Here is a 14,661-nt window from a genome sequence, read left to right as displayed (position 1 = left end):
TCGCCGCCACGGGCGGGTCACCCGGCGGGCCCTACACCCTGGATCACGGCCTGCCGTTCGGCGGCGCCCCCCGATCCGGAGACCCTCGATGCCCGTCCAGTCGAACCGCCTGCGCCGCAACGCCCTCGCCTCCGTCGCCGTGGCCGCCCTCGTGGCGACGGGCGCCGGCATCGGCTTCACTCAGCCCTCGACCCCGGCTTACGCCCAGGCCCTGTCGAAGAACCCCATCGAGACGCCCGACCACCCGCCGGGCTCCTTCGCCACCGTCGTCGACAAGGTGAAGCCCGGCGTCGTCGCCGTGAAGGTGAAGCTCGAGGACAGCGCGACCGCGGACGACGACGACGGCCCGGGCAACCAGGGCCAGCAGAACGTGCCGCCGCAGCTGCGCGAGTTCTTCAAGCGCTTCGGCCAGGGAGGCCCCGGCGGGCAAGGTGGCCCGGGCTTTGGCGGCCAGGGTCCCAAGCGCCAGGGCCAGCGCGGCGCCATGGGCTCGGGCTTCATCATCTCGGCCGACGGCTACGTGGTGACCAACAACCACGTGGTCGACAAGGCCAAGAGTGTGCAGGTGACGCTCGACGACAACCGTACCCTCGACGCCAAGGTCATCGGCAAGGACCCGAAGACCGATCTGGCGCTGCTCAAGATCACTGAGGGCGGTCCCTTCCCGTACGTCTCGCTCAGCAAGTCGGCGCCCCGCGTCGGGGACTGGGTCGTGGCCATCGGCAACCCGTTCGGGCTCGGCGGCACCGTCACCGCCGGCATCGTCTCGGCCCGCGGTCGCGACATCGGCGCCGGCCCCTACGACGACTTCCTGCAGATCGACGCCCCCATCAACAAGGGCAATTCCGGCGGCCCGACCTTCAATGTCGGCGGCGAGGTGGTGGGCGTGAACACCGCCATCGCGTCGCCCTCCGGCGGCAGCGTGGGCTTGGCCTTCGCGATTCCCGCCGAGACCGTGCAGGCGGTGGTCGACCAGCTCCGGGCCGACGGCAAGGTGGCGCGCGGCTACCTCGGCGTGCAGGTCCAGCCGGTGACGAAGGACATCGCCGATGGGCTCGGCCTCGACAAGGCCAAGGGCGCCCTCGTGGACCATGCCGAGGCCGGGACGCCCGCCGCCAAGGCGGGTCTCAAGTCCGGCGACGTCATCGAGTCGGTCAACGGCACGCCGGTGAACGACGCCAAGGAGCTGTCCCGCCGCATCGCCGGCCTCAAGCCCGGCGCCAAGGTCGAGCTCGCCTACCTCCGAGGCGGCAAGTCCGACACCGCCACGGTGGAACTCGGGGCACTCCCCAACGACCCGAAATCGGCGACGGGCGGGCGCAGCGGTTCGTCCTCCGATGGGCAGCCCCGCCTCGGCCTCAGCCTCGCCCCGGCCTCCGAGGTCGGTGCCGGCGACGAGGGCGTGGCCGTGATGGAGGTCGATCCCGACGGTCCGGCCGCCGCCAAGGGCATCGAGCAGGGCGACATCATCCTCGATGTCGCCGGCAGCAGCGTCTCCCGCCCCTCGGAAGTCGCCGAGCGCATCCGCTCGGCCGAATCGAGCGGCCGCAAGGCGGTGCTCATGCGCGTGAAGAGCGCCAAGGGCACCACCCGTTTCGTCGCCGTCGCCCTGAACAAGGCCGGCTGATCCGATCAGGGCGGCTGAACGGCCGCCCGTCCCTCCTGCACTTCTCCCTCCGCGACTCGAAGCCGGCCCCGCGTGGCCGGCTTTCTTTTGTCCGGGGCGCAGGGCAGGGCGGTGGGGTCCGCGTCTCCGCCAGGGTGACGTGCGCCCCGCGAGAGGCCATGGTGCATCCCGTTTGATTGCAGCACCCCAACCATCCGGAACCGAACCATGACCACCATCGCCGATCGGAATCCTGCCGATCTCGCGGACCTTCATGCCCGCGCCCGCGACGCCTACGAGACGTTCAAGGCCCGGGGGCTCAAGCTCGACATGACCCGGGGCAAGCCCTCGCCCGAGCAGCTCGACCTCGCCGCCGGCATGCTGGGGCTCGCGGGCAACGGCGACTACGTCACGCAAGTGGGCGAGGACGCGCGCAACTACGGCGGCCAGCAGGGCATCGCCGAGGCCCGTGCCCTGTTCGCCCACCTCCTCGACGCGCCGGCCGACCAGATCGTGGTCGGCGACAATTCGAGCCTCGCCATGATGCACGACAGCATCGCCTGGGCGCTGCTCACGGGCGTGCCGGGCTCGGTCAGGCCCTGGTCAAAGGAGAGCGACATCGCCTTCCTGTGTCCGGTGCCGGGCTACGACCGACATTTCGCCCTGTGCGAGGCCTACGGCATCCGCATGATCCCCGTGCGGATGACCGGTGACGGCCCCGACATGGACGCGGTCGAGGCCGCCGTGGCCGACCCGGCCGTGCGCGGCATGTGGTGTGTGCCGAAATACTCCAACCCCTCGGGCGAGACCTATTCCGACGCGACCGTCCGGCGCTTGGCCACCCTGAAGGCCGCCGCCCCCGACTTTCGCCTGTTCTGGGACAACGCCTACGCGGTCCACCACCTCACCCCCGAGCGGGTCGCGGTCGCGAACATCCTCACCCTCTGCGCCGAAGCCGGAAACCCCGACCGGGCCTTCGTCTTCGCCTCGACCTCGAAGATCACGCTCGCGGGCGCCGGTCTCGCCTTCTTCGCGAGCTCGCCCGAGAACGTGCGCTGGTATCTCGCCCGCGCGTCGAAGCGCACCATCGGACCGGACAAGCTCAACCAGCTTCGCCACGTCCGCTTCCTGCGCGACGGGGCGGGTCTCACCGCTCACATGGACGCGCACGCCGCCCTGCTGGCGCCGAAATTCACCGCCGTGGAGGAGGCCCTGACGCGCCACCTCGCCGGCACCGGTGCGGCCCGATGGACGAAGCCGGAGGGCGGCTACTTCATCACCGTGGAGGCCCGCGACGGCACCGCCACCGAGGTGGTTCGCCTCGCCAAGGAAGCCGGTCTCGCCCTGACCCCGGCCGGGGCGACCTCGCCCTACGGCCGCGACCCGCGCGACAGCGTCCTGCGCCTGGCGCCGTCCTATCCGAGCCTGAAGGACGTCACCGCCGCCGCCGAGGGCATCGCCGTGTGCATCCTTCTTGCATCCGTCGAGGCGGAGCGCCGGGTGCGCGAACGCGACGCCGCGTAGCCGGCCCGACGCAAACCGGAAACCGACGCACCCGATGGTGCGTCGGCGATCGGGAGGCGACGACGATGGACAGGATCACGCGACGAACCCTCGGCCTCGCCGTCACCCTGTCGGCGGTGCTTCCCGGCCCGGTTCAGGCCCGGTCGTCCTGGGCCTCGGGCACCTACGTCTACGCCGACCTGTGCCTGACGACGGACCACGCGCCCGCCGGCCAGCGCGTCACCCTGCGCCGCTCGCCCCAGGGCGATACCCTCGTGTACGAGGCGGCCGTTCTATCCGGGCCCATTCAAGCCGAGACCATTCGCGTCGACGACGCGACCAGGGAACTCGCCTTCGCGGCGAACGCGGACGGCCATCCCCTCCGCTTCACCGGAACACTGGCCGTCGATGCCCTCACGGGCGTGATCGAGGACGAGACAGGCGCGCACCCGGTGCGCCTGCCGCGCATCCTGCGCCCCCATCCCAACGCGGCCTGCCCGGAGGAGCGGACGGGGACGCTCGGCCAGGACCCGTGACGTTCGTCGCGCCGTGCATCGCGCCTTGCGATCGGATCGGCTCCCTCTAAGACATCACCCATGAGATCACGCGCGTCCACGGCCCTCGCGGCCGGCTTCGTCATGACCACGGTGGGAGGACTGGCCTACGCGGCCGACGCCTGCGACGCCCTCACGGCCCGGATGATCCGCGCCACGGGCGCATCGCTCGCCGGACGGGCCGGATCGGGCGCCGTGTTCCGGGCGGCCGACGCCGAGCGGATGAGCCTCGCCTGTCGCGCACCGCGCCGGATGGTGTTCGGGTCCCTGGCGCGCGAACCGGACCGGCCGTTCTTCGCCCTGATCGGGCGCGCCGCCGAAGCGCTCACGGGTGCGAAGGCCGCGGCCGTCGAGGTCCTGGCGCTGACCCTGCATCAGGATTCGCTGCTGACGGGCGCGCCCCGCCAGGGCATCGCCGGCAGGGCGGCCCTGCGCTGCGAGACCGGGCCACGCGCGGACAGCCTCGCCGGCAACATCACGGTCTGCATCCTGACGGGGAGCGGGGCCACGCCCCTGCGCCGCCGCGCCGGCCTTTTCGTGCGCCGCCCGGCGGGCTAGACCGGCGTCATGTCCGAGATCGCTCCCAACACCATCGGCCCCGTCGTCCGGGCCGGCGCCGTGGCCTTCGCCAACCACCTGCCCTTCGCCCTCATCGCCGGCCCGTGCCAGCTCGAGAGCCGCGACCATGCCGTGGAGATCGCCGACGCCCTCAAGGGCATGACGGACAGGCTCGGCATCGGCCTCGTGTTCAAGGCCTCGTTCGACAAGGCCAACCGCACCTCGGGCGGCACGGCGCGCGGCCTCGGCCTCGCGGGCGCCCTGCCGATCTTTGCCGAGATCAAAGAGCGGTTCGGCCTGCCCGTGCTCACGGACGTGCACGAGGCCGGGCAATGCGCCGTCGCGGCTGAGGTCATCGATGTCCTCCAGATCCCGGCCTTCCTGTGCCGCCAGACCGACCTGCTGCTGGCCGCAGCCGCCACCGGCCGGGTGGTCAACGTCAAGAAGGGCCAGTTCCTCGCTCCCTGGGACATGGCCCACGTCGCCGCCAAGGTGACGGGCGCCGGCAATCCCAATGTGCTGGTCACCGAGCGCGGCGCCTCCTTCGGCTACAACACCCTGGTGTCCGACATGCGCAGCCTGCCGATCATGGCGCGGGTGACCCACGGCGCCCCGGTGGTGTTCGACGCCACGCACTCGGTGCAGCAGCCGGGCGGGCAGGGCGCCACCTCCGGCGGACAGCGCGAATTCGTGGCGGTGCTCGCCCGCGCCGCCGTGGCCGTGGGCGTCGCCGGCCTGTTCATCGAGACGCATCCCGATCCCGATCACGCGCCTTCGGACGGTCCCAACATGGTTGCGCTGAAGGATATGCCCGTTCTCCTGGCGCAATTGCAGGCTTTCGATCGCCTCGCGAAATCGTCGGATATCCGCTCGCTCGGCTGAGAGCGGCTTCTTGTACATCGCCTTCGTTCGAGTGATTGAGGAACCCTTCGCGACCTGCTCGTGTTGCACTCCTCAAGAGACTTAACACTTGAAGGATTCCCATGCGCAAGCTCGCAATGATCACGGCCATGACCCTTTCCCTCGGCGCCATGGCGGCGGCGACCGCTGCTGAAGCGCGTCCCGGACACGGCCATGGCTACGGTCGTGGCGGCTATGGCCATGGCGGCGGCTACGGTCATCGCGGCTATGCCTATCGCGGCGGTGGACGGCGTGGGATCGGAACCGGAGCCGCCGTCGGTCTCGGCATCGCCGGCCTCGCGGCGGGTGCCATCGCCGCCGGCGCGGCCCGCGATTCGTACTATCGCGGCGGCTACGACCGCCCCGCCTACGGCTACGGCGCCCCGGCCTACGGTTACGGCTACTGATCCTTCCGGAACGACAGACGATGACAATGGGCGGTCGGCGCGAGCCGGCCGCCCATTGTCGTAGTTGGGCCCCCGTCCAGTGATGCCCGCGTCGCAACGGCTCCGCTCCGCCGTTGCGGCGCCCGAAACCGACGCATGCCGGGGTTCAGATGTGACGATTCGGTCACAGCCCGGCCCATCGAAGGCGCGCAGGCGCGTTTCTCGAAGCGGCTCGTTACCACAATCCCGTCCTCGTCCCACAGACTCCCCGATAGCGTCGATGCATCCTCGGCGATGCCTACGGGGGATTGGACATGGTGGACCCGACGAGCCTTTCCGCTGCGCAGCGGGACGAACTCATCTACCTCACGGGCCTCGATGAGAGCGGCGCCATCGCCAAGAACACATACTTCACCGACTCGGTTACCCATGTCACCACGACCAGGGCGTGGCTGAACAAGTGGAACAACGGCGGGAACGGATCTCCACTGTCCCCGACCAGTCTGGCCGGAACACCGGGCGGAACCGTGACCTACGCGTTCTCCGCCAACCTCCCGCCTCAGCAGCAAGCGGCCTATACCTCCGCCCTGTCACTCTGGTCGGACATCGCCGACATTCAGTTCAAGAACGTGTCCGAGATCGGGACAGCGAATATCCGGTTCGACGTCGCAGGCGACACATCTGGAGGCATCACGTTCATCCCGAACAACGGATCCCGGCCGACCGGCGAGGGCGTGAGGGAAATCCCGGCGCAGAACTCTCCCAACGCTGCGGGAGGCCAAGCCAACATCTCGATCAACGCCCGGAACGAATCGTTCAACAACTACGACCTGTCCAGTTCCTGGACCATGTCGACCGTGGCGCACGAGACCGGTCACGTCCTCGGGCTCGGTCACGCCGGCAATTACAACGGCGTCGAATTCATCACGCAGCACGGCCCCTACGACCAGGTGCCCTGGACCCTGATGTCCTACGTCGGCGCGGACGATCGGACTCGACCCTTTGCGTCGCAATACCCCGTCACGACCGACTGGAAGGGCGGAGTGGCCCAGACGCCGATGGCGCTCGACATCCTGGCCATACAGCGGATCTACGGCGAATCCACCAGCCGCACCTTCGCCGGCGGCCAGACCTACGGCTTCAACAGCAACATCACCGGCGCCTCGGCCGGGTACTTCGATTTCACGAAGAACTCCGTGCCCTTCGTGACCCTCTACAACCGTGGAACCGGCAACACCCTCGACGTCTCGGGTTTCAACACGAACTGCACCATCAACCTGAATCCCGGCACCTTCAGCACCGCCAGCGCCGACAGCCGGATGCTCAACAACATCTGCATCTCCTACGGCACGCGGATCGACACGGTCGTCACCGGCGCGGGCAACGACGTCATCTTTGGCAACGCCGGCAGCAACGTCGTCAACGGCGGAGCGGGCACGAACACCTTCGTCGTCGCGGGCGCCGCCTCCAACTTCACTGTGGTCAAGGCGAACGCCACGACGATCGTCACCGACAAGACCACCGGCGCCGTCGACACCTTGACGAACATCCAGTCGGTCGAGTTCGCCAACCCGGTCTGCTTCACCACCGGCACGCGCATCGACGTGGTTCGCCTGGGCACCGTCATGGCCCTGCCCGTCGAGGACCTGCGGGTCGGTGACCGGGCGCTGACCGCCACGGGGGAACACCGGTCGATCGTGTGGATCGGCACGCGCCGGATCGTGCCCGAAGCCCACCCCGCGCCCGCCAGCCAATGGCCGGTCCGCATCCTGGCCGGCGCCTTCGGCACGGACGCCTGCGGCCGCCCCCTGCCGCGGCGAGACCTGCGCCTGTCGCCCGGCCACCCCGTGCTGGTCGGCGCGGAGGCCGACCATACCGGCGGCGTCCTGGTGCCGGTGATGTGCCTGATCAACGGCACAACCATCCGGCGCGAGCCGGTGCCCGCCGTGACCTACTGGCACGTGGAGCTCGACGCGCACGATCTCCTGCTCGCCGAGGGCCTGCCGGCGGAATCGTACTTCGCGTGCGGCAACCGGGCCTGGTTCGATCCCGGCGCGGAGGCTGGGACGCGCGACGACGCGCTCGTCGATCCGGACGGCGTGGCGGGCGCACCGCCCGGCCGCTGCCGGCCGGTGGCTCTGGCGGGGCCGCCGGTGGAGGCCGAGCGACGCCGGATCGACGCCGGCTTTGCCCAAAGCCTCAGCCTCCAGGCCGGCTGGCCCGGCCACGGCCCCCTCGCGGCGGACTGGATCTAAGGCGGCGCTCCGGGACCGGAGCTCAGCGCGCCCTGTAGGGCGGCACGCCCTGCTCGGGCAGCCAGACCGACTTCAGCGGCTCGCCGGTCTGCCAGAACACGTCGATGGGAATGCCGCCACGCGGGTACCAGTAGCCGCCGATGCGCAGGTAGCGCGGCGCGAGGAGTTCGGTGAGCGTCAGGCCGATGCCCACCGTACAATCCTCGTGGAAGGCGCCGTGGTTGCGGAAGGCCGTGAGGTAGAGCTTGAGCGACTTCGATTCCACGAGCCACTGGTCCGGCACGTAGTCGATGACCAGAATGGCGAAATCCGGCTGACCGGTGACGGGGCAGAGCGAGGTGAATTCCGGCACCGTGAAACGGGCGAGGTAGTCCGTGCCCGAATGCGGGTTCGGCACCCGGTCGAGACGGGCTTCCTCGGGGGAACCGGGCAGGGGGGTGGCCTGCCCCAGCTGGAGTGTTTCGGGGTTCAGGGGCGCGTGCGTCATGTTCCTCGCTATAGCGCGCCCCGCAACGGCGCGCATCCGCCGCTTCGTCGCTGCCGGGTGGGCCGACACGCAGGCGACAAGAGTTTCTTGATAGGGGGACGAACATTCTTGATCCCCTTGCCACCCTCCGCGCAGGCGGGGCGCTTGCCCGACGCGTGACGTTGGCGGATAAGCCTCGACAGAATCGCGATCTCGACCCCGTGCTTCCGTTGACGCAGGGGAGGGGAACGAGCCCCACGTCGGGCTCGCTCACGGATCGCAACGACGCAAAGGCTCCTGCATGACCGCGATCACCAACATCGCCGCCCGCGAGATCCTCGACAGCCGGGGCAACCCGACCATCGAGGTCGACGTCCTCCTCGAGGACGGCTCCTTCGGCCGCGCCGCCGTGCCCTCGGGCGCCTCCACCGGCGCCCACGAGGCGGTGGAGCTGCGCGACGGCGACAAGGGCCGGTTCGGCGGCAAGGGCGTGCGCAAGGCGGTCAACGCCGTGCAGTCCGACATCCTCGACGCCATCGGCGGCATGGACGCCGAGGACCAGATCGCCATCGACGAGGCGATGATCGAGCTCGACGGCACCCCGAACAAGGCGCGGCTGGGCGCCAACGCGATCCTGGGCGTCTCGCTCGCCGTCGCCAAGGCGGCGGCCGAGACCGCCGGCCTGCCGCTCTACCGCTACATCGGCGGCACGCAGGGGCGAGTGCTGCCGGTGCCGATGATGAACATCATCAACGGCGGCGCGCATGCCGACAATCCCATCGATTTCCAGGAATTCATGATCATGCCGGTGGGCGCGTCCTCGCTCGCCGAGGCCGTGCGCATGGGCGCCGAGGTGTTCCATACCCTCAAGGGCGCCCTCAAGAAGGCCGGCCACAACACCAACGTCGGCGACGAGGGCGGTTTCGCCCCCAACCTCCCCTCGGCCGAGGCCGCCCTCGACTTCGTCATGCAGTCGATCCAGGCCGCCGGCTTCAAGCCCGGCACCGACATGGTGCTGGCGCTGGATTGCGCCGCCACCGAGTTCTTCAAGGACGGCGCCTACCGTTACGAGGGCGAGGGCCAGACCCGGGACATCGAGGCCCAGGTGAGCTACCTCGCCAAGCTCGTGGACAGCTACCCGATCCTCTCCATCGAGGACGGCATGTCCGAGGACGACTGGGCCGGCTGGAAGCTCCTGACCGACCGGGTCGGCGACCGCTGCCAGCTCGTCGGCGACGACCTGTTCGTTACCAACGTCACCCGCCTGTCGCGCGGCATCAAGGAAGGCACGGCGAACTCGATCCTGGTGAAGGTGAACCAGATCGGCTCGCTCACCGAGACCCTGGCCGCCGTCGATATGGCCCAGCGCGCGGGCTACACGGCGGTGATGTCCCACCGCTCCGGCGAGACCGAGGATTCGACCATCGCGGATCTCGCCGTCGCGACGAATTGCGGACAGATCAAGACCGGGTCGCTGGCCCGCTCCGACCGGTTGGCGAAGTACAACCAGCTCATCCGCATCGAGGAAGGCCTCGGCTCGCAGGCGCGCTACGCCGGCCGCGACGCCCTGAAGATCCGCTCGGGCCTCTGAGCCTCGCCCATCGAAGATCGGACGGCCGCGACATCTGTCGCGGCCGTTTTTCGTGGGCGCCGCCCTATCTCATCGCGATGGACACGACGCCCGCCGCCCCGCTCACCGTCTACTACGACGGCGCCTGCCCCCTCTGCGCCGCCGAGATCCGAACCTATCGCCGAAGCCGGGGTGCCGACGCCCTCGCCTGGGTGGATGTGAGCCGGCCCGGCCCGGCGGATCTCGGCGGCCTCACCCGCGACGCCGCCCGGGCGCGCTTCCACGTCCGCGACCGCGAAGGACGCCTCGCCTCGGGGGCCGCCGGCTTCCTCACCCTGTGGTCGCACCTGCCCGGATGGCACCGCCTTGCCTGGATTCGGCACGTTCCGGGGGTCCCGTGGCTGGCCGAGGGCGCCTACCGTCTGTTCCTGCCCCTGCGCCCCTGGATCGCCCGCCGCCTCGGGAGCCGGACGCCCTGCGACGGGGCCTGCGGACCGGGGCCGCGCTGAACCATGCGCAATCCGCTGCGGCCCCTGTGGCTGCGCCCCCGCCTCCTCGGCTCCCTCCTCCTCGTGGCCGTGGTCGCCGCCATGGCTCCCCTCGGCAGCCTAACCGTCCGGCTCCTCGTCGGTTGGTGCCTCGGCGTCGTGGTCTATACGGGCCTCATCGTGTGGCAGGCGACGCGGCAGGACGAAGCGACCCTGCGCCGGGAGGCCTCGCGCCTCGACGACAGCGCCCTTGCCGTCTCCCTCTTCGCGATCCTGGCGGCGGCGGCGAGCTTCGGCGCCGTGGCGATGCTGGTGCTCGGCCAGCACGAGGACGAGACCGCCCGCCTTGCCCATCTCGGGCTCGCCGCCGCCACGATGCTGTGCGCCTGGACGTTCGTGCAGGTGGTCTTCACCGTGCACTACGCCCACCTGTATTACGGCTCGACGGAGGAGGGCGGCCCGCGCGGCGGTCTCGACTTCAATGGCGACGCGAACCCGGATTTCTGGGACTTTCTCTACTTCTCCGTGACCCTCGGCGCGACGTCACAGACCTCCGACACGGACATCACCAGCAAGCGCATGCGCCGCGTCGCGACGGTGCAGACCGTCTACGCCTACCTGTTCAACACCAGCGTCCTGGCGCTCGCCATCAACATGGCGGCGGGCGTCGCTCAGCATTGAGCCCCCGTCGACGCCGCGCTGCTCGGACGATGCCCCCTGCACCGCGGGGTGGCCGACCGGGAGGCGGCTTGATATGGACGATCCGGCCTAGGCCCCTGGCCTCGGGCGGGAGAGGACGGCTCATGCACACCGACGCAGTCCAGGCGCGGCTCACCCTTCTGTTTCGCGACGTGTTCGGCGACCCCGACCTGATCATCCATCCCGAGACCACGGCGAACGACGTCGAGGGCTGGGATTCGGGCCGGATGATCGAGCTCATCGTCGCGGCCGAGTCCGAATTCGGCATCCGCTTCACCACCCGCGAGGTGGACGGCATGGCCCGGGTGGCCGATTTCATCGCCGTCATCGCCGCGAAAACGGCGGGCCGGCCCTGACCCTCCCCCTCGCCTGGTTGCCCGAGCCGAAGGACTGGGCGGACGCGATGGCCCGCGCTCCGTCCTGGGGCGGCCTCGAAGCCCTGGCGAACACCCGCCTCGATCCGTCGCGCACGAACGTCCTCGACCGGGCGCTGCGCAAAGCCTTCCCCGGCGGGCCGCCGTCCGATCTCGCGATGCGGCCCGTGCGTCTGGCCGTCCTGTCCTCCTCCACGGTCTCGCACCTCCTGCCGGCCATCCGCATCGGCGGCCTGCGGCGCGGCCTGTGGATCGAGACCTACGAGTCTCCCTTCGGCGCCTACGCGCAGGATCTCGCCGATCCGGCCTCCGGCCTGCGCGCGTTCCGGCCCGACGTGGTGCTGTTCGCCCACGACACCCCGCACGTCACGAGCGTCCTCGGCCCCGGCGTCCAGGACGCGGAAGCGGCACGCGCGCAGGCCCTCACACGCCTGCGGCAGGCGTGGCGGAGCGCGCGGGACAACGTCCGCTGCCGCGTGATCCAGCAGACCCTCATGCCGGTGGCGCTGCCCCTCATGGGCTCCAACGAGCATCGTCTGTCCGGCTCGCGCCGCCACGCCGTGCCCCTCATCAACGCAGGCCTTCGCGCGGCGGCGGACGAAGAGGGTGTCGACATCCTAGCCATCGACGACGCCGTCGCCACCCACGGCCTCGCCGCCTGGCACGATCCGGTCTGGTGGCTGCGCGCCAAGCAGGCGGTGGCGCCTTCGGCCGCCCCCCTCTACGGCGACCTCGTCGCGCGGCTCCTGGCGGCAGGGCAGGGCCTGTCGAAGAAATGCCTCGTGCTCGACCTCGACAACACCCTGTGGGGCGGGGTGGTGGGGGATGACGGCACCGCCGGCCTCGTCCTCGGCCAGGGCAGCGCCGAGGGCGAGGCCTATCTCGGCCTCCAGGCCTACGCCCGTGATCTAGCGTCACGCGGGATCATCCTCGCGGTGGTCTCGAAGAACGATGCGGCCAACGCCCTCGACGTGTTCGACAACCATCCCGAGATGCTCCTGCGCCGGGACGACATCGCCTGTTTCCTGGCGAACTGGGACGACAAGGCGACGAACCTGCGCCGGGTCGCCGAGACCTTGAACATCGGCCTCGACGCCCTCGTCTTCGTGGACGACAACCCGTTCGAGCGCGAGTGGGTCAGGGCCGAACTGCCCATGGTGGCGGTGCCCGAACTCCCCGAGGACCCCGCCCTCTACGCCGGCCGCCTCGCCGAGGCCGGCTACTTCGAGGCCCTGCACGTCACCGACGAGGACCGGGCCCGCGGCGCCCACTATGCTGCCAATGCCGCGCGGGCGGCGGCCGTGTCGGACGCCGGCGATCTCGCGGCCTACCTCGCCGGCCTCGACATGCGCCTGATATGGCGCCGGTTCGACGCGGTCGGCCTGCCGCGCATCGTGCAATTGATCAACAAGACCAATCAGTTCAACCTCACCACCCGGCGCATCACGGAGGACGAGGCTCGCGCCCTGATCACCGACCCGCACGCCATCGCCCTGCAGGTCCGCCTCGTCGATCGCCTCGGCGACAACGGCATGATCGGCGTGGTGGTGGCGCGGGAAACCGAGGCGGCCACCTATGCCATCGAGACCTGGCTGATGAGTTGCCGGGTCCTCGGTCGCGGGGTCGAAGCGGCGGTTCTCGCGGTCCTGGCGGGGGTCGTGCGGGAGGCGGGCGGCCGCCACCTCGTCGGCCGCTACCGGCCGACTCCGAAGAACGCCATGGTCCGCGGCCACTATGCCGGCCTCGGATTCACGCCCCTTGCCACGGACGCCGACGGCAGCGAGACCTTCCGCCTCGCGCTCGCCGATTACAGGCCGGGGCCGAGCCCCATCGTCATCGCCCAGGGCTGAGGCGCCGGGCCGGGGAGGGGGGCCGCCTCGAGCCGCCGCCCGGCCGACCACAGGCGCTCGCCCACCGGCCCGACGACGACGAGTCCCATCATCAGATCGCGGAAACCGTCGGGAATCCGCGCCGCGACCCAGACCCGCTGCCAGCATTCCCGCATCCCGAGATCGGCGTCGCGCCAACCCAGGCGGAAGTGCCCGATGGCCGCGCCGACGCGGTTTCCACGGAAGTCGGCGGGAATCCACACCCAGGCGGAGAACACGTGGACCGCGTTCGGATCGAGATGGTCCGTACGCTGGCGCACGCCGAACACGCAGACGCCGTCCGTGGGCGTTCCCAGGACATGCGTGACGGCCCGGCCCGACGAACGGGCCAGGCGGTTCGGCAGCGTCGGCGCGGGGGTGGATACGCCACGCTTGCGAACGAAACGATCGGCATCCCGTGCGAGATCGACCCAGGATTCGAGGTCGATCTCGTAGGCGGTCTCGTAGGGAGCGAAGCGGCGCACGCGTCCGGCCAGCCATCCGTCCCGCTCATCGACACGCCCGGCCGACTCCCCCGCCTCCGCCGCGCGCACGTTGAGGAGCGTGCCGGACCCGTGACGCCGGACGGCACGGGCGAGGGCATCGGCCTGCGCGCCGGAATCGCCCTTGCGCACCAGGATCTTCTCGCCGTCGGCGAGATCCTCCAGGAGGCGGCGCTTGAGATAAGCGACTTTGCCGACCTCGCGCCGGTGGATCGACTCCGGCGCGGTGGTCTCGACGAAATCGGAGGTGTTGTAGGCAAATCCGTAGCGGCGGCTGCGGACGTAGAGCCGGCCCGTCACAGCCACCAGGATCTCGATGTCGTCGGGCGCCCCGTAATGCCGAAAATCCGTGTCGAGGGCGTGGATCAGCGCGTCGTGATCCACGGACGAGAAGCGGAACAGGCCGAGGGGCTCTGCGCCGCAATAGCGTTGCACCAGCCCGAATTCGCAATTGTTGCCAAGGCTCTCGAACGTCGTCGCCAGAGCCTCGATGGGCGCCGCGGGGGGAGGGGCAGCACGGCGCCAGGGAAGGGCGAACCTCATGGGTTCCGATCGCTTCGGGTTTGTGCGGTCTCTCGGTGCGTCATGCCACGACGCATACTCCGCGGGCTTCCTCAACCTCAAGGCGCCCAGGGAAAGCCAAGCTCAGACACGGGGCCGGATCAGACGACGGCAAGATCGGACGAGGGGAGGGGCTACGACCCGGACCGTCCTGCCGGAAATGCCCCTTGCGCGGCCCAGGAGGCGCAAGGGCGGCTTTCGCCGGGCCCGCCGCAAAAATTTTGCTTCCCTGTCATCTGGGGTGTTGACGGGGCGATGGGGGGTCCGTATACCCCGGTCATCGGCGGCGGCCAGCGGGACTTGAGGGTCTGGCGGCGGTGCCGGTACATCTTGGAGACGATTTATCGGATGGATGATCCGGCTTTGGCTG

Annotated in this window: 14 protein-coding genes; 12 read left to right on the top strand and 2 right to left on the bottom strand. The window is 70.1% G+C overall.

Annotated elements, in window-relative coordinates; genetic code table 11:
* The first annotated feature begins 88 nt into the window (after positions 1 to 88).
* The 7 genes from MKK49_RS08995 to MKK49_RS08965 all read left to right on the top strand — a co-directional run bounded on the left by MKK49_RS08995 (position 89) and on the right by MKK49_RS08965 (position 7,762).
* Positions 89 to 1,627 (top strand): Do family serine endopeptidase, encoded by a 1,539-nt coding sequence (locus MKK49_RS08995; RefSeq protein WP_244027824.1) that lies wholly within the window; start codon positions 89 to 91, stop codon positions 1,625 to 1,627.
* Positions 1,628 to 1,834: 207 nt separating this feature from the next.
* Positions 1,835 to 3,130 carry an aminotransferase class I/II-fold pyridoxal phosphate-dependent enzyme gene (locus MKK49_RS08990; protein ID WP_244027823.1) on the top strand — a complete coding sequence of 432 codons (1,296 nt, stop codon included), beginning with the start codon at positions 1,835 to 1,837 and terminating at the stop codon, positions 3,128 to 3,130.
* Positions 3,131 to 3,195: 65 nt separating this feature from the next.
* Positions 3,196 to 3,645, top strand: coding sequence for a hypothetical protein (locus tag MKK49_RS08985; protein ID WP_244027822.1), 450 nt, complete (start codon positions 3,196 to 3,198; stop codon positions 3,643 to 3,645).
* 60 nt (positions 3,646 to 3,705) lie between these two features.
* Positions 3,706 to 4,221: a hypothetical protein gene (locus tag MKK49_RS08980; protein ID WP_409565043.1), complete on the top strand. Its 516-nt coding sequence runs from the start codon at positions 3,706 to 3,708 to the stop codon at positions 4,219 to 4,221.
* A 9-nt stretch (positions 4,222 to 4,230) separates the two neighbouring features.
* Complete coding sequence (kdsA, locus tag MKK49_RS08975; protein WP_244027820.1) at positions 4,231 to 5,103, top strand: 3-deoxy-8-phosphooctulonate synthase; 873 nt, start codon at positions 4,231 to 4,233, stop codon at positions 5,101 to 5,103.
* A gap of 101 nt (positions 5,104 to 5,204) precedes the next feature.
* Complete coding sequence (locus tag MKK49_RS08970) at positions 5,205 to 5,528, top strand: hypothetical protein (protein ID WP_056095187.1); 324 nt, start codon at positions 5,205 to 5,207, stop codon at positions 5,526 to 5,528.
* A 293-nt stretch (positions 5,529 to 5,821) separates the two neighbouring features.
* The gene (locus MKK49_RS08965) at positions 5,822 to 7,762 is read left to right on the top strand and encodes a Hint domain-containing protein (protein WP_244027818.1); all 1,941 of its coding nucleotides are present in this window, start codon (positions 5,822 to 5,824) and stop codon (positions 7,760 to 7,762) included.
* Between the two features lie 22 nt (positions 7,763 to 7,784).
* Here MKK49_RS08965 and queF read toward each other — a convergent pair whose 3' ends face one another.
* The gene (queF, locus tag MKK49_RS08960) at positions 7,785 to 8,249 is read right to left on the bottom strand and encodes a preQ(1) synthase (RefSeq protein ID WP_244027817.1); all 465 of its coding nucleotides are present in this window, start codon (positions 8,247 to 8,249) and stop codon (positions 7,785 to 7,787) included.
* Between the two features lie 280 nt (positions 8,250 to 8,529).
* Between queF and eno the strand changes: the two genes are divergently transcribed.
* The 5 genes from eno (at position 8,530) to MKK49_RS08935 (ending at position 13,209) form a co-directional block, all read left to right on the top strand.
* The gene (gene eno, locus MKK49_RS08955) at positions 8,530 to 9,819 is read left to right on the top strand and encodes a phosphopyruvate hydratase (protein ID WP_244027816.1); all 1,290 of its coding nucleotides are present in this window, start codon (positions 8,530 to 8,532) and stop codon (positions 9,817 to 9,819) included.
* Positions 9,820 to 9,896: 77 nt separating this feature from the next.
* Positions 9,897 to 10,307: a thiol-disulfide oxidoreductase DCC family protein gene (locus tag MKK49_RS08950; protein ID WP_244027815.1), complete on the top strand. Its 411-nt coding sequence runs from the start codon at positions 9,897 to 9,899 to the stop codon at positions 10,305 to 10,307.
* Between the two features lie 3 nt (positions 10,308 to 10,310).
* Positions 10,311 to 10,967, top strand: coding sequence for a DUF1345 domain-containing protein (locus MKK49_RS08945; protein ID WP_244027814.1), 657 nt, complete (start codon positions 10,311 to 10,313; stop codon positions 10,965 to 10,967).
* A gap of 122 nt (positions 10,968 to 11,089) precedes the next feature.
* Complete coding sequence (locus MKK49_RS08940; protein WP_244027813.1) at positions 11,090 to 11,341, top strand: acyl carrier protein; 252 nt, start codon at positions 11,090 to 11,092, stop codon at positions 11,339 to 11,341.
* A 47-nt stretch (positions 11,342 to 11,388) separates the two neighbouring features.
* A complete protein-coding gene (locus tag MKK49_RS08935) occupies positions 11,389 to 13,209 on the top strand; it encodes an HAD-IIIC family phosphatase (RefSeq protein ID WP_244027812.1) in 1,821 nt (606 codons plus the stop codon).
* Here MKK49_RS08935 and MKK49_RS08930 read toward each other — a convergent pair.
* Entirely contained in the window at positions 13,167 to 14,273 is a 1,107-nt protein-coding gene (locus tag MKK49_RS08930) for a hypothetical protein (RefSeq protein WP_244027809.1), read from the bottom strand. The two genes, MKK49_RS08935 and MKK49_RS08930, sit on opposite strands and share 43 nt — an antisense overlap.
* Between the last annotated feature and the right edge of the window lie 388 nt (positions 14,274 to 14,661).

It is taken from the genome of Methylobacterium sp. J-090, from assembly GCF_022829345.1.
GTDB lineage: Bacteria > Pseudomonadota > Alphaproteobacteria > Rhizobiales > Beijerinckiaceae > Methylobacterium.
This window is presented reverse-complemented; position numbering and strand designations above follow the sequence as displayed.